A 17,747-nucleotide genomic window follows, 5' to 3' on the forward strand; every position below is an offset into this window, starting at 1 on the left:
GGTCATGCCCCTGTGACCCGCATTCGTCCGATCCGTTCGCCAACCGGCCACGCATCGGGCGGCGGAACGCACCCGCTTACAACGACAACATGCCCATGTCCGTCGCACCGATCGATCTCCGCAACGTCGAAAAGCGCTATGGCGACAAACTCGTCGTCAACGGCCTGTCCTTCAACGTACAGGCCGGCGAATGCTACGGCCTGCTCGGGCCGAACGGCGCCGGCAAGACCACTACGCTGAAGATGTTGCTCGGCCTCGCATATCCCGATGCGGGCACCATTTCGCTGTGCGGCGAACCTGTTCCATCGCGAGCGCGGCATGCGCGCCAGCGTGTCGGCGTCGTCCCGCAGTTCGACAATCTCGACCCCGACTTCACCGTGCGCGAGAACCTGCTCGTGTTCAGCCGCTATTTCGGGATGTCGGCTCACGCTGCGCGCGCGCTCGTGCAGCCGCTGCTCGAATTCGCGAAGCTCGAGAACAAGGCCGACGCGAAGGTCGGCGAGCTGTCGGGCGGCATGAAGCGCCGCCTCACGCTCGCCCGCGCGCTCGTCAACGATCCCGACGTGCTGGTGCTCGACGAGCCGACGACGGGCCTCGATCCGCAGGCGCGGCACCTGATGTGGGAGCGGCTGCGCTCGCTGCTCGCGCGCGGCAAGACGATCCTGATCACCACGCATTTCATGGAAGAAGCCGAACGCCTGTGCGACCGCCTGTGCGTGATCGAGGAAGGCCGCAAGATTGCCGAAGGCGCGCCGCATGCGCTGATCGAATCGGAGATCGGCTGCGACGTGATCGAAATCTACGGGCCCGACCCGGCCGCGCTGCGCGACGAGTTATCGGCGTTCGCGAAGCGCACCGAGATCAGCGGCGAGACGCTGTTCTGCTACGTGAGCGACCCGGAGCCGCTCAGCGCACGACTCAAGGGTCGCTCTGGGTTGCGCTATCTGCATCGCCCGGCCAATCTGGAGGATGTATTCCTGCGGCTCACGGGCCGCGAAATGCAGGACTGATCGACCATGGACGTCCGCAACTATTCCGCCACCGCACCTTCGGCACCGCCGCGCGAATCACGCTTCGCGATCGCGATGCCGGCGAACGCAACCAACTGGGTCGCCGTATGGCGGCGCAACTATCTCGTCTGGCGCAAGCTCGCGCTCGCGTCGATGTTCGGCAATCTTGCCGATCCGATGATCTATCTGTTCGGGCTCGGTTTCGGGCTCGGCCTGATGCTCGGCCATGTCGACGGTGTGTCGTATATCGCGTTCCTCGCAGCCGGCACGGCCGGGTCGAGCGTGATGATGTCCGCGAGCTTCGAATCGATGTATTCGGGCTTCTCGCGGATGCACGTGCAGCGCACCTGGGAAGCGATCATGCATACGCCGCTCGCGCTCGGCGACATCGTGCTCGGCGAGATCGTCTGGGGAGCCAGCAAGGCCATGCTGTCGGGGGCCGCGATCATGCTCGTCGCGGGTGCGCTCGGCTATGCGCAGTTTCCGTCGATGCTCGCGGCACTGCCTGTGATCGCGCTCGCGGGCCTCGCGTTTGCCAGCGTCGCGATGATCGTCACGGCGCTCGCGCCGTCCTACGATTTCTTCATGTTCTATCAGACGCTCGTGCTGACGCCGATGCTGCTGCTGTCGGGCGTGTTTTTCCCGATCACGCAGTTGCCGCCGGTCGCGCAGCACGCCGCGCATGCGCTGCCGCTCGCGAACGCGGTCGAGCTGATCCGGCCCGCGATGCTCGGCCGGCCCGCGACGGACGTCGCGTTGCACGTTGCGGTGCTCGCCGGCTATGCGGTCGGCGGATTCCTGCTGTCCGCGTGGCTGTTCCGGCGGCGGATGATGCGCTGACGGCCGGCGCGCGCAGCGCCGGCTTCATGCGGCGACGTTACTCGTCGTCGTCGCTCCACGGAATCTCGACGTCGGTCAGGAACGCGACGGTCGCGAGCGGGCCGCCTTCCTGGCGGCCGAGCTTGCCGTCCGCGCGATGCCATTCGACGCGGAACTGCGTGCCCGGATCGTCGGCGATCAGATAGACCGAGCGCAGCTCTTCCTTGTCGGCTTCATCCACCGGGCCGTCGAACGACACCAGCATCTTCTGCGGCCACACCCCGTTGACGGGATCGTAAATGCGGTCGCCCTGCGGAATGTCGATGCTGGCGTCGACGCCGATCGTTGCGGAGGCCTCGATGATCATCGTGCCGAGTGCGTTCAGCACGGCAGTCGCCCGCGCGGAATTGGCCTGGCGGATCGCGAGATCGCCGCGCGTCAGCGCCTTTTCGAGTCGAGGATGAATCTTCGGTTGGGTCATGCGTTTTCCTGTTTGCTTCTTGTAAAGGGCGCCGCACGCGTGAAGCCGCGGCGCCGGATGAATACGACGATCGCGCCCGCCCGGCGCGCCGCTTGCGCGCGTCAGAACCCGAACGCGATCGCGAGCAAGCCGCTCACGATCCCGAACACGACGACGAGGGTCGCGACGATCGCCAGCATGTAGGGCTTGAACGAACGCGCGAGCATCGCGAGCGACGGCACGCTGATCGGCGGCAGCGTCAGCAGCAGCGCAGCGGCCGGGCCGACGCCCATGCCGAGCGACAGCATCGCCTGGATGATCGGCACCTCGCCCGCCGTCGGGATCACGAACAGCATGCCCGCGACCGCGAACGCGACGATCCAGCCGAGATGATTGCCGATGTCCGGGCCGATATGCGGGAACAGCCATGCGCGCGCGGCGCCGAGCAGCAGCACGAGCACGATGTATTCGGGCACGAGTCGCACGGCCATGCGGGCAAGCAGCTTCATCCAGCGGACGAACGGATTGCCGGCCGCGGCCTGTTCGGCCGCCAGCGCGGCGAGCTGCGCATCGTCGATGCTGCGGTCTTCAGGGCGAGCGATGCGGTTCAGCAGATAACCGATCCCGAACACCATTGCAATGCCGAGCACGAGGCGCAGCGCGCTCCAGTGCCAGCCGAGCACGAAGCCCATGAAGACCAGCGCCGCCGGGTTCAGCACCGTGTTGCCGAGCCAGAACGCGACCGCGCCGCCCGGCGACGCATGGCGTGCACGCAGCCCCGCGACGACCGGCGCCGCGCAGCACGTGCACATCATCCCGGGCAGCGACAGCAGGCCGCCCGCGGCGACGCTGCCGAAGCCCGTGCGGCCAAGCACGCGCGCGACCCAGTGCGCGGGCAGCAGCGCCTGCACGGCCGAACCGAGCAGCAGGCCCAGTACCATCGCCTGCCAGATCGCCTTGCCGTACGCCCACGCGTAGTCGAGCGCAGCCTTCAGCGACGGCTCGGGTGCGGCCGCCGACGTGCCCATCAGGATCGACTGGCCGATCGAATGGTGCTCGGCGGCAACGAACGCCTTGTTGTAGTACGGGAACCATTTCACATAGAACAGTCCCGCGACCGCGATCAGCAGGAAGGTCATCCAGCCGACGGCCGGATTGGGTTGGGTGCGTGTGGTCGTCATCGTGTAGTCGTCGATTGGTTTTTATCGGTTTCGGGTTTCGCGCCTGCCGCAAGCGCGGCCGACGCGGGCAGCCCGGCCTGCGCGAGTTGGGCCAGCAGCGCGCTTGCCTGATCGCGCACGTCGGCCGCGTTGGGCCGGAAAGCGAACGTCAGCGCCCGGTTCGGCTTGCCGTACGCCGCGCGGTAGGTGCGCGCATAGGCGGGATCGTAATGCTTGTCGATCAGCAAGGTGAACAGTTCGGCCCGCGCGTTCGCATCGATCAGCGCGTTCCAGTGCGCGACCTCTTCGCGGCTGTGCAGGCCGATCAGCCGATGGAGCTGCGCCTTGAACGCGGCCGGCTCGTCGAACAGGTGGCCGTAATCGTCGAGCAGGAACGCGATGCGCTCGTCGTGCGCCGCTTCGACCTGCACCCACGGCCCCGCGTGAAACGCGTCGATCAGCGCGATCGGCAACTGCACGAGCCCGATCCTGCGGCTTTCCGATTCGACGAACACCGGCCATTCGGGGTCGAAACGTCCGAGCGTTTCGACGAGCCCCGAATCGAACCCCTTCTGCGCCGGCTGCGGCGTGCCCGGCAGCGCGCCAAGCAGCGAGCCGCGATGGCACGCGAGCGCCTCGAGATCGAGCGTCTGCGCGCCCGCGTCGCGCAGCGCATTCAGCAGGCGCGTCTTGCCGCAGCCCGTATGGCCGACGAGCGCGATATAGCGAAAGCGAGTCGGCAGCGTGTCGAGCGTCGCGCATACCGAGCGGCGGTACGCCTTGTACCCGCCGTCGAGCTGGCGCGCCTGCCAGCCGATCAGGTTGAACCAGGCCGTCATCGAGCCGGAGCGCTTGCCGCCGCGCCAGCAATAGATCAGCGGCCGCCAGTTGCGCGGACGGTCGGCGAACGTCGTGTCGAGATGGCGTGCGATGTTGCGCGCGACCATCGCCGCGCCGACGCGGGTCGCCTCGTACGGCGACACCTGACGGTACATCGTGCCGACGAGCACGCGCTCTTCGTTGCTGAGCACGGGCGCGTTCAGCGCGCCGGGAATATGGTCCTCGGCGAACTCGAGCGGCGTGCGCACGTCGATGATCTCGTCGAACTCGCCGGCGCGATCGAGGGTGACAATCAGGTTTTTCAATTTGGCGTCGAACAGGGGCGATGCGGCTCGGTGAGCCGCATGGGCGCGGAAGGCGGATTGACGATTATCTCACGGGCCGGCGTCTCGGGCCGCGCGCGGCGGCCGGCGGCGACGATGCGACCTGCATCGCGTCGATCAGATGGTCGCGGAACGCCCGTACCGACGCGGGCAGATCGCGCCCCGCCATCGTCTGCACCTGGATGCTGCGCTCGCGAAGCTGCGGGTTCGTCACGGGCACGACGACGAAGCCGTCCGCATCGAAGCGGTCGCGCACCGACAGCAGCCCCGTGAACATCACCGCGCCCGTGCGCCGCGCATAGCCGTACATCGCCGCGGTGTTGTTGCTCGTCAGTTCGGGCTCGAGCAGCAGCCCGTCGAGCGCGCACGCGATGTCGATCAACTGGCGCACCGTCGTACCCGCCTCGGGCAGCACGTGCGGATGCCGCGCGACATCGGCGAGCGACACCGCGGCGCGCGCCGCGAGCGGATGGTCGCGCCGCACCAGCGCGAAGATCGGCGCGCGCTCGGTGTGCTCGACGCGCACGCCTTTCTCCGGTGCGAGGCTGAAGGTCAGCGCGACGTCCACGTCGCCGTCGCGCACACGCCGCGTCGCGTCCGCCGGCGACACGACCCACACGGAGAAATCGACGCCCGGGTGGCGCGCCTTGAAGCTCGCGAGCGCGCCGGGCAGGAAATCGATCGCGAACCCCTCCGAGCACGCGATCTTCAGCAGGCTGCCGTGCAGCGCGTCGAGCCCACCGATGTCCTTCATCACATGCTCGGCCTCCAGCAGGCTGCGCTGCGCGAAGGCCAGCAGCCGCTCGCCGGCCTCCGACAACGCCATCCCGCGCGGCCGGCGCTCGAACAGCGGCTCGCCGAGCTCGCTTTCGAGCTTCGCGATCTGGCGGCTGATCGCCGACACGGCCACGTGCAGCCGCACGGACGCGTCGCTGATCGAGCCGGTGCGCGCCACCTCGACGAAATACCGCAGCGCCAGGCCATGCAGGAAAGCCGCCATCGTTCTGTCTCCACGCCGTTCTCGGCCGCGCTGCTTTGCCTTTTCGGCAAAGGAAGGTTCGAAATTCGATCATTGTGACAAAAAAAACGGCTTTCTAGAATCGATCGCACTTCACGCTGCACGCGCGATCCGCGCACGCCGCCAGCCCGACCGAGGAGACCCGATTTGAGCCGTACCGCCGCCATCCAGCACGCGCTGAACCAGTTCGAATCCGGTGCGTTCTTCGCGACCCTGAGCCGCCGCGTCGGCCTGCGCACCGAAAGCCAGGAAAGCGGCACCGAAGCCGCGCTGCGCGCCTACCTCACCGACGAGATCGCGCCGGAAGCCGCCCATCTCGGCTTCACGTCGCGGATCGTCGACAATCCCGTCGACAGCGGCGGCCCGTTCCTGCTCGCATCGCGCCACGAAGACGACGCGCTGCCGACCGTGCTGATCTACGGTCACGGCGACGTCGTGCGCGGCTACGACGCGCAGTGGCGCGCGCCGCTGTCGCCGTGGACGCTGACGGCCGACGGCGACCGCTGGTACGGCCGCGGCAGCGCCGACAACAAGGGCCAGCACACGATCAACCTGGCCGCGCTGGCGAGCGTGCTCGACGCGCGCGGCGGCCGGCTCGGCTTCAATGCGAAGCTGCTGATCGAGATGGGCGAGGAAACGGGTTCGCCGGGCCTCGACGCGCTGTGCCGCCAGGAGCGCGACGCGCTCGCGGCCGACGTGCTGATCGCGTCCGACGGCCCGCGCATCGCCGCCGCGCGCCCGACCGTGTTCCTCGGCTCGCGCGGCTCGGTCAACTTCAGGCTGAGCCTGCGCGCCCGCGACGGCGCGCACCACTCCGGCAACTGGGGCGGGCTGCTGCGCAATCCGGCGATCGTGCTCGCGCATGCGCTCGCGAGCCTCGTCGACGCGCGCGGCGCGATTCGCGTCGCGGGGCTGCGCCCGCCGCCGATCCCGGCCGCCGTGCGCGACGCGCTCGCCGATCTTTCCGTCGGCGGCGGCCCCGGCGATCCGGCGCTCGACGCCGATTGGGGCGAGCCCGGCCTGTCCGCGGCCGAGCGCGTGTTCGGCTGGAACACGTTCGAGATCCTCGCGTTCAAGGCCGGCAACCCCGAGCACCCCGTCAATGCCATCCCGCCCGCCGCGTATGCGCACTGCCAGTTGCGCTTCGTCGTCGGCACCGACTGGCAAGCGCTGCATGCGCACCTGCGCGCGCACCTCGATGCGCACGGTTTCGGCGACATCGAGATCGACATCGAACGCGGCGCACCGGCGACGCGCGTGCCACCGGACGATCCGTGGGTCCGCTGGGCCGTCGCATCGCTGGCGCGGACCACCGGCAAGAAGCCCGCGATCCTGCCGAATCTCGGCGGCACGCTGCCGAACGAAGTGTTCGCCGACACGCTCGGGCTGCCGACGCTGTGGGTGCCGCACTCGTACCCGGCGTGCTCGCAGCATGCGCCCGACGAGCACCTGCTCGCGAGCGTCGTCAGCGAGGGGCTGCAGATGATGGCCGGCCTCTTCTGGGATCTCGGCGACGATGCACCGCCCGTTCGCCGCGCGGCGCCCGCCGCGGCCGGCGCCACCCTGTAACGCGCTTCGCCCCTTTCTCGGGACCTGCACACACGATGAATACGACTACCCTGACCTCGCAGGAAGCCGCCCGCCCCAGCGCCGCGAAGATCCGGCGCATCATCTTCGCGGCGTCGATCGGCAACGCGCTCGAATGGTTCGACCTGATCGTCTACGGCTTCTTCGCGGTGACGATCGCCAAGCTGTTCTTCCCCGCGACGAGCGAAGCGACCTCGCTGATGCTGACGCTCGGCACGTTCGGGCTGTCCTACCTGATCCGGCCGATCGGCGGCTTCGTGCTCGGCGCGTACGCTGACCGTGCGGGCCGCAAGGCGTCGCTGCTGCTGTCGATCGCGATGATGATGGCCGGCACGCTGCTGATCGCGCTGATGCCGACCTACGCATCGATCGGTATTCTCGCGCCGCTCGGGATCATGCTGTCGCGGCTGATGCAGGGCTTTTCCGCGGGCGGCGAATTCGCGAGTTCGACTGCGTTCCTCGTCGAGCACGCACCGCAGCGGCGCGGCTTCATGTCGAGCTGGCAGTTCGCGAGCCAGGGCCTCGCGACGCTGCTCGCATCGGGCTTCGGCGCGCTGCTGACGTCCACGCTGACAACCGCGCAACTCGAAAGCTGGGGCTGGCGCGTGCCGTTCCTGTTCGGTCTCGCGATCGGCCCGGTCGGGCTGTACATTCGCCGCTACGTCGACGAAGGTGTCGAGTTCAAGACGCAGGCACGCTCCGAAGCGCCGGTGCGCGAGCTGTTTGCGGACCAGAAGTTGCGGCTGATGTTGTCGATCGGCGCGCTGGTGATCTCGACCGCGATCAACTACATGGTGTTGTACATGCCGACCTACGCGATCAAGCAGCTCGGGCTGCCCGCATCGACGGGCTTCGCGGCGACGCTCGCGACCGGCTTCGTGCTGACGCTCGTCACGCCGGTCGTCGGCCATCTGTCCGATCGCACCGGGCGGATCCGCATGATGGCGGTCGCGGCTGTCCTGATGCTCGTCACCGTGTGGCCGACGTTCGCGTGGCTCACGCGCCACGCGTCGTTCGCGACGATGCTCGCCGCACTGGTCTGGATCGGTGCGATGAAAGCGATGTACTGCGGCGCGCTGCCGGCGCTGATGGCCGAGCTGTTTCCGTCGCAGACGCGCGCGACGGGCCTCGCGGTCAGCTACAACACGGGCGTCACGCTGTTCGGCGGCTTCGCGCCGTTCGTCATCACCTGGCTGATCAGCACGACCGGCAACCGGCTGTCGCCGGCGTTCTACCTGATGGGCTGCGCACTGCTGAGCCTTGCCGCGCTGTTCGTCGCGCGCACGCGGCTCAAGATGCGGTAACGCAACCGGCGACGGCGCGCCGATGCGCCGCCGCTGCGGCCTGTCGCGGCATCGCTGCCGCGCGGGCCGCACGCCGTTTACGGCGCCGGGTTCGGCTGCAGTTCGTGCAGCGCGTCGATCTCGGCGAGGATCTCGTCGGACAGCTTCACGTCGATGCTGCCGATGTTCTCCTTCAACTGCTCGAGCGACGTCGCGCCGACCAGGTTGCTGCGCACGAACGGCCGGCTGTTGACGAATGCAAGCGCGAACTGCGCGGGCGACAGCCCGTGGCGCTTCGCGAGCGCGACGTACCGGGACGTCGCCGCGACGGCCTGCGGCTTGCTGTAGCGCTGGAAGCGCTCGAACAGCGTGATGCGCGCGCCGGCCGGGCGCGCGCCGTTCTCGTACTTGCCGGACAGCCAGCCGAATGCGAGCGGCGAATACGCGAGCAGGCCGACGCCGTCGCGATGCGTGAATTCCGACAGCCCGTTCTCGAACGTGCGGTTCAGCAGGCTGTACGGATTCTGGATGCTCGCGATGCGCGGCAGCCCGAGCTTCTCGGCCGCACGCAGGAACTGCGCGACGCCCCACGGCGTTTCGTTCGACACGCCGATCGCGCGCACCTTGCCGGCTTTCACGAATTCCGCGAGTACGCCGAGGGTTTCGTCGATCGGCACCGTATACGCGTCGTCGACCCACGGATACGCGGGCCGGCCAAACGTCGTCGTGCTGCGATCGGGCCAGTGCAGTTGGTAGAGATCGATATAGTCGGTCTGCAGCCGCTTGAGGCTGCCGTCGAGCGCCTCGGTCAGGTTCTTACGGTCGAACTGGTTGCCTTCACCACGAATATGGCGCGGGTTGTGCGGCTGCCGTGCCGGGCCCGCGATCTTCGTCGCAAGCACGATCCGGTCGCGCTGCGCGCGATGCTGCGCGAGCCAGGTGCCGATGTACTGCTCGGTGCGCCCTTGCGTGTCGGGCTTCGGCGGCACCGGATACATCTCCGCGGCATCGATCAGCGTCACGCCCTGCCCGATCGCGTAGTCGATCTGCTCGTGCGCGTCGCGCTCCGAATTCTGTTCGCCCCACGTCATCGTGCCGAGACCGACCAGGCTGACCTCGATGCCCGAATCGCCGAGTGTTCGGTATTCCATGCTGTTCCTGTCGCGTCGGTGGAAAGCAGAAACGCTATCACATTGAAGCGATCGCTTCAGACGTGCGCCGCGTGCGCTTACAGGCGGCCTTCGGCTCTGCCATGAATGCGCGGGCAACGGCCTTGCAACCTGCGTCGCACGTCCGCAGCATCCTCCCGCAGCCGGCTCCGCCTGCCGCCGTTCGTTACTGAGGCCGCTGAATGAAGCAGGTCGCCGACGCATGCGCGACGATCTTGTCGTCCGGCGTCTTCAGCGTGCCCTCCGCGACGCCCAGCGAACGCGACAGGTGAATCACGCGCCCTTCCGCGATCAGGTCGACGTCGCGCGGCACGGGCCGCAGCATCTTCACATGCAGATCGACCGTGCCGTAGCCGACACCCGCGTCGAGCATCGAATGCACCGCGCAACCCGTGACCGAATCGAGCACCGTCGCGGCGAACCCGCCATGCACGCCGCCGAGCGGATTCAGGTGCCGACCATCCGCCCGCGCCGAAAATTTCACATAGCCGAGTTCGACGTCCAGCGGACGCATCGGGATCGTCTCCGAAATCGACGCAAGCGGCACATCGCCCACCACCGCGGCACGCAGCAGATCGAGACCAGACAGGGAAAGCGGATTCATCGGGTTGTCTCCGGGTTGAAAGCGCGTCTCCGCGCGAGTAAGTTCTAAATAGGAACTCATTATTGTCAACGATGCCGGCCGTTGTCAACGCAGCCGCGCCCGTTGCAACCGAAGGCGGGTTCTATAATCGAACCCGCTATTTCGCTGAACCGCCGCAAGACGCAAGAGACTCGACGATGAAATGGGATGACATCGGCACGCTGAACTGCTCGGTCGCGCGCACGCTCGCCGTACTCGGCGACCGCTGGACCATGCTGATCCTCCGCAACGCGTTCCTCGGCTGCCGCCGCTTCGACGCGTTCCAGGCACAGCTTGGCCTCACGCGCCATGTACTGGCCGAACGCCTCGCACGGCTCGTCGACGAAGGTGTGCTGGTCAAGCGCGCGTATCAGGAGCGCCCGCCGCGCTTCGAATACCGGCTGACGGAAAAAGGCCTCGACCTGTACCCGGCCCTGCTCGCGCTGATGGCGTGGGGCGACCGCTGGAAGGACGACGGCCAGGGGCCGCCGGTGCAGTTGCGTCACCGTACCTGCGGCCAGTTGATGCATGCGGTTACCGTGTGCTCGGCCTGCGGCGAACCGCTCGACGCACGCGACGTGCAGCCGGAGCCCGGGCCCGGATGGATCGCGCCCGACGAAACCGGGGCGCCGACGGTCGAGGATTGACGCGCGGCATGCGCATGCCTGCCTGATGCACACGAGCCGCGTTTTGCACGCGTGCTTCCGTCACGGGCCGCACCGAGCCCGCTCGCCTGCACGCGTGCCTTGCCTGCACGCCGATGTCCCGCAACGGCACGCGCAATCGCACGCCGTCGTCAGCGACATCCATCGATCGACCTGATCGCGCGTGCAGTTGCCACGCAACGCAACTTTGCGTCATCGCCTCCGCCGCCAGCGATCACCGCGCGGGCAATTCATTCGCATCCGCGCGTGACCGCGCCGCCGCGTCTGCGTTACACTCACGGCCCGCTGTCTCGAAATTGTTCGCTGTCCAAGATGTTGTCGCGCAATCGCCTCGCCGCTGCCTGCCTCGCCGCTTCCCTGCTCGCCACACCGTTCGCCGCCTTCGGCAAGACGCAAAGTGAATCGCTGCTTCAGCAGGCGATCGACCTTGTGTCGCGATGGCTGCCGGCGCCTACCCACGAAGCACCCGCGACACAGGTTGTCGAATCGGCGTTCTCGCCCGACGGCGGCGCCGAGGCACTCGTGCTGAAAGCGATCGGCGCCGCGCGCAGCTCGATTCGCGTCGCCGCGTATTCGTTCACGTCGCCGCCCGTCACGCGCGCGCTGCTCGCTGCAAAGCGACGCGGCGTCAATGTCGCCGTGGTCGTCGACGACAAGGGCAATCGCGCGAAGAGCAGCAAGCAGGCACTGAACCTGCTCGTCAACGCAGGCATCCCGACGCGCACGATCGACGCCTATGCGATCCATCACGACAAATACCTCGTGATCGACGCCGAGCACGTCGAGACCGGTTCGTTCAACTACAGTGCGTCGGCGTCCAGCCGCAATTCCGAGAACGTCGTCGTGGTGTGGAACAATCCGCAACTCGCGTCACGCTACCTCACGCACTGGCAAAGCCGCTTCGACCAGGGCACGCCGTATCGCTCCAGCTACTGACCACGCCGCGCTTTCGCACGGCCCTCGACACGTCGCATTCGATCCGCCGTGTTACCGATGATCGTCGAGCGCGGCGCGGGTATCAATTCGGCCGAATGGCCAGCACGCCGCATCGCGCATCGAACGATACGCGCGACGGTCCGCCGCGCTCAATGGATTTCAGGCAACCGCGCGGTCGCGGCACCAACCTGCGTGGTCGGCACACAGCGGTTCGCGTGCCCGTCCACGCCGCTTGCCGCCGACGTCGACAAACCGTGGGCGCCGCCGGGCAGCGCGTTGCGCACGCAATCCGTGCTGAATGTCAGCGTGTTCTGAACCATCGGGTAAAGGAGATACAGCGCAAACGCGAGATACCCCGCGTACAGGATTCGAACCATGGTGCGATAGGATGCGATGAACGATTGGACTCGTCCTGTTTACGGCACCGCGACGAGCACCTTGAGGCATCGCGCAGCCGATTCCGCATCGGGACACAACGCTGGCCCATGCCGCCCGCTTCTCGCCGCATCTTCATCGATCCGTGCGGAGCCGAAAACGCCCGTCGCGCGGCCTGCGGCCTGGCGACGCGCCGAATCATGCGCATACGATCCGATGACCGGCGGGACAAAGGACAAGCCCACGCAAATCGCACCGAAACCGGCCGACGTCGCCGAGCCGGTCGAACGCGTGGCGCAAGCGCTTGCGTTGCGCAACATGCGCCGACGCGCGCGGCTACGCGATCCGGCTCAGCGTCGGCCACGCCGCCTGCGATTCCGCGCGCCATCGCGCGGTGGCCGACCTGCTCGCATCGGCCGACCACCGGATGTACGAGCACAAGCAGCACGGCAAGACGGCCGGCGCCTGAGCGCGGGCGAACCGGACAGGCGCATGCCGCCGCCCCGTCGTTCAACCGAGGTTATTTGGCCGCGTCAGCTTCCGCACGGCGGTGCGCTGGCCATCGCCTCCGCGATCTGCTCGGGCGTCAGGTCGCGCTGATGCGTCGCGAGCGACCAGCGATGCCCGAACGGATCCTCGACCTGTCCATAGCGATCGCCCCAGAACATGTCGGCGGCCGGAATCGTCACCGTCGCGCCGGCCGCGACAGCCTTCGCGATCGCCGCATCGGTATCCGGCACGTACAGATGCAGGCAGACGGCAGTGCCTTTCAGCGCCTTCGGCCCAAGCGCGCCGTGCTCGGGCATTTCATCCACCAGCATCAGTGTCGAATCGCCAATCGCGAGGCACGCGTGCGCGAGCCTGCCGTCAGGCATCGGCAGGCGAAACTGCTCGCTCGCATCGAATGCGCGCTTGTAGAAGTCGATGGCTGCGGCTGCGCCGGCGCAGATCAGGTGCGGCGTCAGCGTGCGCATCCCTTCCGGGATCGGTTTGACGGACGTGGACATGGGTGTCGCTCCTTCAGTCGGTTGTCGTATCGGGAAACGGGACGGACGCGCAATGCGCACGCCTCCGATACCACGACGGACGAACCCGACGGAAATCGACACGGCACCCGACATTTTTTGTTTTCTTGAGTGCCGGGTCGTTCAGGTCACGCTCATCGGGCGCAATCAGCCCGCTCGGTCGGCCCGGTCGTCCTGCCCGCCAAACTGCCGGCGACACGCTTCCAGCAACCCGGCCACCGCGTCGAGCGGAAAATCGGCAAACCGGGCGATCGGCAGCATCACGCCGCCCGGCACCTTGGTGCGCGACGAATGCGCCGAGAACTGGTAGCCGATGTAACGATTCCCGGCGACGCGGATGATCCGGAACTCGGTGACGTCGCGCCATTGCGTGACGGGCCTTTCGCGTGCGGAGCCGATCAGCCTGAAACCCGTTTCGTCGACATGCAGCGCCATCTTGCGTCGCGACGAGACGAAGAAGGCGACACCCGCCAGCGCCAGCAGCACGGCCAGCGCCGCGACGGGCCAGAGCGTCGGGGCGGCCGCATAACCGCATAGGCTCGCCGCGGCCAGCACCGCGCACGCGATTGCCCTTCTTTTCAGGCTCCGGCCGTCGACCGCCAGCGTTACCGGCAACTGGCCGATGACCGTTCCCGCGACGGGATCGACGTGCAGGTCGGAATCGTTCGTTTCGCGTTCGTCGTTCATCGTTCAATTACTCGCATCGGCGGCAATCGGCACATCGAGATCGGGCGCCATATCAAGGCTCCGCGAACGAACCGGAAAACAGGGATTGGCGATGGGAAATCGTTGCGGTCGAGAACGTCGTGCGTTTCCGCGCACCAGCAATCTTTCGTTCGCCGGGAACGGGCACCGTTCAGTCGGCACCGGTCAATTGCACACCTTGACGGTGCCGTTGGTCGTGCATTGACCGACAGCCCAGTGACTTTGCCCTGCCAGCTGAGGCGCCAGGCCGATGCCGCGAATCGGCGCTGCCGGCGACGCCGCCGGAACGGCTGCGGTCTCGGGCGACGGCTGCACAGGCGTTGGCCTGGACGCGGTCTGGCAGGCAGCGAGCGCCAGACAAAGCGCGGATGCCAACGGGGCGATGACAGGTCTGGACATGGTCTCGTGCGCGTTTGCGCCATTCGCTTTGGTGCCGGCCCGCCGCACATCGCGCGGCCCGTCAAACCGCTCGGCGCGATCGGCAATGCAGTACGACGGTTGTTCGATACTACTCCTCGCGTTCGACGTTGTGTGGGCGGCCTTTCGGCCGGGTGCCGCAATCAATGCGGCGGCGCCCGCTACCGCCGGCACGCGTCGTTCCGGTCAGATCTGCGGAAGATCCCGCAACGTGCGCGACTCGCTCGTCGCATCGATGTCGAGTTCGATGCCTTCAGACGCATCGCGATACAGCACGCGTTTCAGCCTGGGCCCGATCGCGGTGGCATCCGATGCCGAGAAGATCGCGCGGACATCGTTGCCGGACGCGAGTGCGCGCGCCACTTCCGCCACCGGCGCCTCGCTCGGCGTCGCCGCCCACGACCGGTCGGCCGGATTCACGGCCGCCCAGCGCACGTGCGTCACGCGCGCGCTGAGCGGATCGATTCGGACACCATTCACCGCAAACATCGACATCGGAATCTCCTTCGAATTTTTTTGCGGTCCGCTTTTGCGGCCCGTCACGCAAATGCGCAGGATCACGGGCAGCCCCGGATCTCGCATACGTTACCCGCGGGGCTGCCATCACGCGCACCTCTCCGGCAAACGCGATTTTCGATGATACATTGGGACGCTTTGAAACCGTCAACAGACAATCGTGTACGGGAGAAACACATGACCGACGCCTGGGGAACCTTCCCTGCCAGAATGGGCGACCATCAGGCTTTCATCAGCTTCAACCACAGCTTTGCGGAAATCGCGGAGGGCGATCCGCGCACGTCGCTGCTCAGCGTGCGCGTCCCCTTCGCGCACCCGACGCCCGAAGGCCTGCCGACCGGCGACGAGTTCGCCGATCTCGCGAAGATCGAGGATCTGCTGGACGCCACGATCACCGCGAAAGGCGGCGTGCAGGTCGGCCGCATCACCGTCGACGGCAACCGGGATTTCCTTTTCTACGTGCCGTTCGACGAAGAGGCGGCGGCGGAACTCGTCGACTCGCTGGCCGAACAGACAACCTACGCGCTGCAGTACGCACACCAGGACGATCCGGACAAGGAAGCGTACTGGCAGACCCTTTACCCGACCGACGACGACTGGCAGATCATGCGCGACATGCGCGTGCTGGATGCGCTGCGGCAGAAAGGCGACGCCAGCGACGTGAGCCGGCGCGTGATGCACTGGGCGTACTTCCCGGACCCGAGCGACGCACACCAGTTCGCGGACTGGGCCGAAGCGAAAGGCTATCCGGTCGAATCGGTCGCGCCGACGGAAGACGGCAAGTCGGCCGTGCGGTTTTCGCACGAAGGCACGATGGCGCTGGCCGACATCACGCGCCATACGATCGCGATCAATCGCGAGGTGCGTTCGCTCGGAGGGGAATACGACGGATGGGAAACCAGCGTCGAACAGGCTGATTGAGCGGGTCGACATACCCGCTGCGTACGACGTGACGCTACGCGTCAGGTGCAAAAAATTCCCGGCAGCGTTGCTGCGCGCTGCCGGGATCAAGGCATCGCCGGCCGAAACCGGCGATGGGCCTGAGGGTTCGCTCAGGCACGAGGAAAGCGATTCATGCGGATCAGGCGAACGGATATCGGGGTGCGCCTGGTTCGATTGCGCAGCCTGCCGAACGCCTGTTCGGTTCCGCCGACGCAGCTCTCCGGCGTCGGGCGGGCAAAAAGCCCCCGCTCCTGCGCGAGCGAGCGGGGAAACAGTTGACCGGGCCGGGGAAGAACGGTCAACCGGCCAAATTGTGATCGCGGGCCGCGCGACGGTCTGTGCGGCAACTCACCCTTTGTCGACAAGATGGCGGCGTCAGGCAGGTCCGCATGCCGCGTGGCGTCGCGGTCCGAGCGCAAGACCTGCGACCGGCAGCGGCGACGATCGCGCCAGCCGTCGGCAGCGTTCTTCATTTCATGTTTGGAGTTCTATTTTGTTTTAGTTCAAGCGGACGTTTTTCAGAAGCGGCCCAGTTTCCGGTAAGTCGCGGGTGATGTCAAAGCAGGATTATTCTATTTTCTCGAGAGCCGTGATTTCGGCTTCATTTTCTCGCATCGATTTTCGTGAAGCCATGTTTCACGAACGCAATAACCAGCGGCAGGAAAACCCGGTTTCGTCATTACGGCGAGCTGCTGGAAAACCAGTCGGCTACCATATCGATCCAGTCGACATCGCTGACGATTTCAATGACCGTTTCGCCGACGATTTCGGCAGTCGATGAACCTGTTGACGCCGCCCCGGCGGCAACCGCGTTTGCCTTCGCAATTTCGACCGACGCGCCGGACCTCGGGTCGGCAAGCCGCTCCAGCCAGTCGACGATATTTGCACGCGCATCCTCTTCATCGGCGAAGTCATTCCGCTCGAGAAAGCGGTCGAACACGATCCACGCGAGCGTCTTGCTTCGCGAATCGGATTCCAGTTTCCGGTCGACAACGCCCGTCCGACCGGACTCCCTGATTTCGAGCGTCGCCGTGAAACAGTAATCGAGATATTCGATTTCAAGTTTCGACGACATGGTTTTCTCCGGTCAATCTGCCCTCTCTGTTCTTTTGACGATCCGCGCCTGCCCGGCTTCGCGACGCCGTATGAAGCATGCGTGAATTTCGCGCGGCGCGTCCTTTCCGCTGCAAGTATCGCGATATTCCCACGACCTGTCGATTTCGACCGCCGACGCATGACCGCATCCGCTTTGCCAATCGCGCCTTGTGCACATCCGGTTCCGCTGCGATTCGTTCCGTTTTCCTATTCCGGGTATCGACCTGCACCGCTGTCGTAATCGCGCTGCTAAACTCCGGCCACGAAGACCGCTTGCGCCACCAGAGGAAATAATGACGCTCGCCCGCGCACAACTGAATGGCGTGGATGTCTGGATTATCCAGCTTCCCGGGCATGCCCCCTATGCCTATACGCACCTCAAGCGGGTATTCCCGTCCGACGACTCGCGACATCGGGTCGTGACGATCGACCTGACGAAACTGCTGACATGCGCCGACCGCGACACCACCGACTATGTGCTGCCGTCGGTTCAGTACTGGGCTCCCGGAAAAGCCGCGGGTATTCGCGAATTCCTCGATCCGGACCAGGACAAGATTCCGGAGATGCCGTTCATCACGTTTCGCGAGACAAGAACGCGAACGCTGCTCGGCATCCCCGGCTTGTCGAAAGTCGGCGTCGCGTCGTTCCGCAACGGCCAGCATCGCGCACGCTATCTTGCCTATGCCGGCGCGACGACCCTGCCCGTCGAGGTGCACGAGACGGAGGCCGATTTGCTCATGCGATATTGCGGCGAGTAACAGACGAGCAAGTTCGGCTTCC

At 66.5% G+C, this 17,747-nt stretch carries 22 protein-coding genes; 9 read left to right on the forward strand and 13 right to left on the reverse strand.

The features are described from left to right. The first annotated feature begins 95 nt into the window (after positions 1-95). Both nodI and ACPUER_RS05375 read left to right on the forward strand, forming a co-directional pair. Positions 96-1,010 (forward strand): nodulation factor ABC transporter ATP-binding protein NodI, encoded by a 915-nt coding sequence (gene nodI, locus ACPUER_RS05370; RefSeq protein WP_425130561.1) that lies wholly within the window; start codon positions 96-98, stop codon positions 1,008-1,010. Between the two features lie 6 nt (positions 1,011-1,016). Then, positions 1,017-1,850, forward strand: coding sequence for an ABC transporter permease (locus ACPUER_RS05375; protein WP_034184108.1), 834 nt, complete (start codon positions 1,017-1,019; stop codon positions 1,848-1,850). A 37-nt stretch (positions 1,851-1,887) separates the two neighbouring features. Here the strand turns inward: ACPUER_RS05375 and ACPUER_RS05380 are convergent, their stop codons facing one another. The 4 genes from ACPUER_RS05380 to ACPUER_RS05395 form a co-directional block, all read right to left on the reverse strand. Continuing rightward, a complete protein-coding gene (locus tag ACPUER_RS05380) occupies positions 1,888-2,310 on the reverse strand; it encodes a hypothetical protein (protein ID WP_175961498.1) in 423 nt (140 codons plus the stop codon). A 101-nt stretch (positions 2,311-2,411) separates the two neighbouring features. Next, a complete protein-coding gene (locus ACPUER_RS05385) occupies positions 2,412-3,470 on the reverse strand; it encodes a permease (RefSeq protein ID WP_175961499.1) in 1,059 nt (352 codons plus the stop codon). Further along, a complete protein-coding gene (gene mnmH, locus ACPUER_RS05390; RefSeq protein WP_425130562.1) occupies positions 3,467-4,594 on the reverse strand; it encodes a tRNA 2-selenouridine(34) synthase MnmH in 1,128 nt (375 codons plus the stop codon). Before mnmH ends, ACPUER_RS05385 begins: the two co-directional genes overlap by 4 nt. A gap of 64 nt (positions 4,595-4,658) precedes the next feature. Beyond that, positions 4,659-5,612, reverse strand: coding sequence for a LysR family transcriptional regulator (locus ACPUER_RS05395; protein ID WP_425130563.1), 954 nt, complete (start codon positions 5,610-5,612; stop codon positions 4,659-4,661). A 165-nt stretch (positions 5,613-5,777) separates the two neighbouring features. Here ACPUER_RS05395 and ACPUER_RS05400 point away from each other — a divergent pair, with 165 nt between their 5' ends. Continuing rightward, entirely contained in the window at positions 5,778-7,199 is a 1,422-nt protein-coding gene (locus ACPUER_RS05400; RefSeq protein ID WP_425130564.1) for a M20 family metallopeptidase, read from the forward strand. 35 nt (positions 7,200-7,234) lie between these two features. Next, the gene (locus ACPUER_RS05405) at positions 7,235-8,521 is read left to right on the forward strand and encodes an MFS transporter (protein WP_175961503.1); all 1,287 of its coding nucleotides are present in this window, start codon (positions 7,235-7,237) and stop codon (positions 8,519-8,521) included. Between the two features lie 77 nt (positions 8,522-8,598). Here the strand turns inward: ACPUER_RS05405 and ACPUER_RS05410 are convergent, their stop codons facing one another. Beyond that, positions 8,599-9,651: an NADP(H)-dependent aldo-keto reductase gene (locus ACPUER_RS05410; RefSeq protein ID WP_425130565.1), complete on the reverse strand. Its 1,053-nt coding sequence runs from the start codon at positions 9,649-9,651 to the stop codon at positions 8,599-8,601. Between the two features lie 184 nt (positions 9,652-9,835). Then, complete coding sequence (locus ACPUER_RS05415) at positions 9,836-10,273, reverse strand: PaaI family thioesterase (protein ID WP_034184101.1); 438 nt, start codon at positions 10,271-10,273, stop codon at positions 9,836-9,838. 176 nt (positions 10,274-10,449) lie between these two features. Between ACPUER_RS05415 and ACPUER_RS05420 the strand changes: the two genes are divergently transcribed. Next, positions 10,450-10,938 carry a winged helix-turn-helix transcriptional regulator gene (locus ACPUER_RS05420; RefSeq protein WP_425130566.1) on the forward strand — a complete coding sequence of 163 codons (489 nt, stop codon included), beginning with the start codon at positions 10,450-10,452 and terminating at the stop codon, positions 10,936-10,938. A 330-nt stretch (positions 10,939-11,268) separates the two neighbouring features. Continuing rightward, positions 11,269-11,892 (forward strand): phospholipase D family protein, encoded by a 624-nt coding sequence (locus ACPUER_RS05425; protein ID WP_175961506.1) that lies wholly within the window; start codon positions 11,269-11,271, stop codon positions 11,890-11,892. A gap of 149 nt (positions 11,893-12,041) precedes the next feature. On the opposite strand, the gene ACPUER_RS05430 is transcribed toward ACPUER_RS05425, so the two are convergent. Next, the gene (locus ACPUER_RS05430) at positions 12,042-12,269 is read right to left on the reverse strand and encodes a hypothetical protein (RefSeq protein ID WP_034184098.1); all 228 of its coding nucleotides are present in this window, start codon (positions 12,267-12,269) and stop codon (positions 12,042-12,044) included. Between the two features lie 302 nt (positions 12,270-12,571). Here ACPUER_RS05430 and ACPUER_RS05435 point away from each other — a divergent pair, with 302 nt between their 5' ends. Further along, entirely contained in the window at positions 12,572-12,736 is a 165-nt protein-coding gene (locus ACPUER_RS05435; RefSeq protein WP_244137325.1) for a hypothetical protein, read from the forward strand. Positions 12,737-12,800: 64 nt separating this feature from the next. Here the strand turns inward: ACPUER_RS05435 and ACPUER_RS05440 are convergent, their stop codons facing one another. The 4 genes from ACPUER_RS05440 to ACPUER_RS05455 form a co-directional block, all read right to left on the reverse strand. Further along, positions 12,801-13,274, reverse strand: coding sequence for a VOC family protein (locus tag ACPUER_RS05440; RefSeq protein WP_175961508.1), 474 nt, complete (start codon positions 13,272-13,274; stop codon positions 12,801-12,803). 165 nt (positions 13,275-13,439) lie between these two features. Next, entirely contained in the window at positions 13,440-13,979 is a 540-nt protein-coding gene (locus ACPUER_RS05445; protein ID WP_425130567.1) for an aspartyl-tRNA synthetase, read from the reverse strand. A 183-nt stretch (positions 13,980-14,162) separates the two neighbouring features. Further along, complete coding sequence (locus tag ACPUER_RS05450; protein WP_347880604.1) at positions 14,163-14,396, reverse strand: hypothetical protein; 234 nt, start codon at positions 14,394-14,396, stop codon at positions 14,163-14,165. Positions 14,397-14,600: 204 nt separating this feature from the next. After that, positions 14,601-14,909, reverse strand: coding sequence for a phosphatidylserine/phosphatidylglycerophosphate/cardiolipin synthase (locus ACPUER_RS05455; protein ID WP_072441557.1), 309 nt, complete (start codon positions 14,907-14,909; stop codon positions 14,601-14,603). Positions 14,910-15,107: 198 nt separating this feature from the next. On the opposite strand from ACPUER_RS05455, the gene ACPUER_RS05460 reads away from it, so the two are divergent. Next, positions 15,108-15,851: a DUF695 domain-containing protein gene (locus ACPUER_RS05460; protein WP_175961510.1), complete on the forward strand. Its 744-nt coding sequence runs from the start codon at positions 15,108-15,110 to the stop codon at positions 15,849-15,851. 131 nt (positions 15,852-15,982) lie between these two features. Here ACPUER_RS05460 and ACPUER_RS05465 read toward each other — a convergent pair whose 3' ends face one another. Further along, on the reverse strand, positions 15,983-16,345 hold the full coding sequence (locus ACPUER_RS05465; protein WP_425130568.1) for a hypothetical protein: 363 nt from the start codon (positions 16,343-16,345) through the stop codon (positions 15,983-15,985). A gap of 206 nt (positions 16,346-16,551) precedes the next feature. Then, positions 16,552-16,947 (reverse strand): hypothetical protein, encoded by a 396-nt coding sequence (locus ACPUER_RS05470; RefSeq protein WP_425130569.1) that lies wholly within the window; start codon positions 16,945-16,947, stop codon positions 16,552-16,554. A gap of 313 nt (positions 16,948-17,260) precedes the next feature. Between ACPUER_RS05470 and ACPUER_RS05475 the strand changes: the two genes are divergently transcribed. After that, positions 17,261-17,725, forward strand: a complete 465-nt coding sequence (locus tag ACPUER_RS05475; RefSeq protein WP_425130570.1) for a plasmid fertility inhibition factor family protein — start codon at positions 17,261-17,263, stop codon at positions 17,723-17,725. The last annotated feature ends 22 nt before the right edge of the window (positions 17,726-17,747 follow it).

It is taken from the genome of Burkholderia sp. DN3021, from assembly GCF_049805555.1.
Taxonomy (GTDB): domain Bacteria; phylum Pseudomonadota; class Gammaproteobacteria; order Burkholderiales; family Burkholderiaceae; genus Burkholderia; species Burkholderia pyrrocinia_C.

Coding starts and splice junctions, on each gene's coding strand:
- nodI (WP_425130561.1), top strand. CDS start 96: ATGTCCGTCGCACCGATCGATCTCCGCAACGTCGAAAAGCGCTATGGC.
- ACPUER_RS05375 (WP_034184108.1), top strand. CDS start 1,017: ATGGACGTCCGCAACTATTCCGCCACCGCACCTTCGGCACCGCCGCGC.
- ACPUER_RS05380 (WP_175961498.1), bottom strand. CDS start 2,310: ATGACCCAACCGAAGATTCATCCTCGACTCGAAAAGGCGCTGACGCGC.
- ACPUER_RS05385 (WP_175961499.1), bottom strand. CDS start 3,470: ATGACGACCACACGCACCCAACCCAATCCGGCCGTCGGCTGGATGACC.
- ACPUER_RS05395 (WP_425130563.1), bottom strand. CDS start 5,612: ATGGCGGCTTTCCTGCATGGCCTGGCGCTGCGGTATTTCGTCGAGGTG.
- ACPUER_RS05405 (WP_175961503.1), top strand. CDS start 7,235: ATGAATACGACTACCCTGACCTCGCAGGAAGCCGCCCGCCCCAGCGCC.
- ACPUER_RS05410 (WP_425130565.1), bottom strand. CDS start 9,651: ATGGAATACCGAACACTCGGCGATTCGGGCATCGAGGTCAGCCTGGTC.
- ACPUER_RS05415 (WP_034184101.1), bottom strand. CDS start 10,273: ATGAATCCGCTTTCCCTGTCTGGTCTCGATCTGCTGCGTGCCGCGGTG.
- ACPUER_RS05420 (WP_425130566.1), top strand. CDS start 10,450: ATGAAATGGGATGACATCGGCACGCTGAACTGCTCGGTCGCGCGCACG.
- ACPUER_RS05425 (WP_175961506.1), top strand. CDS start 11,269: ATGTTGTCGCGCAATCGCCTCGCCGCTGCCTGCCTCGCCGCTTCCCTG.
- ACPUER_RS05430 (WP_034184098.1), bottom strand. CDS start 12,269: ATGGTTCGAATCCTGTACGCGGGGTATCTCGCGTTTGCGCTGTATCTC.
- ACPUER_RS05440 (WP_175961508.1), bottom strand. CDS start 13,274: ATGTCCACGTCCGTCAAACCGATCCCGGAAGGGATGCGCACGCTGACG.
- ACPUER_RS05445 (WP_425130567.1), bottom strand. CDS start 13,979: ATGAACGACGAACGCGAAACGAACGATTCCGACCTGCACGTCGATCCC.
- ACPUER_RS05450 (WP_347880604.1), bottom strand. CDS start 14,396: ATGTCCAGACCTGTCATCGCCCCGTTGGCATCCGCGCTTTGTCTGGCG.
- ACPUER_RS05455 (WP_072441557.1), bottom strand. CDS start 14,909: ATGTCGATGTTTGCGGTGAATGGTGTCCGAATCGATCCGCTCAGCGCG.
- ACPUER_RS05460 (WP_175961510.1), top strand. CDS start 15,108: ATGACCGACGCCTGGGGAACCTTCCCTGCCAGAATGGGCGACCATCAG.
- ACPUER_RS05465 (WP_425130568.1), bottom strand. CDS start 16,345: ATGAAGAACGCTGCCGACGGCTGGCGCGATCGTCGCCGCTGCCGGTCG.
- ACPUER_RS05470 (WP_425130569.1), bottom strand. CDS start 16,947: ATGTCGTCGAAACTTGAAATCGAATATCTCGATTACTGTTTCACGGCG.
- ACPUER_RS05475 (WP_425130570.1), top strand. CDS start 17,261: ATGACGCTCGCCCGCGCACAACTGAATGGCGTGGATGTCTGGATTATC.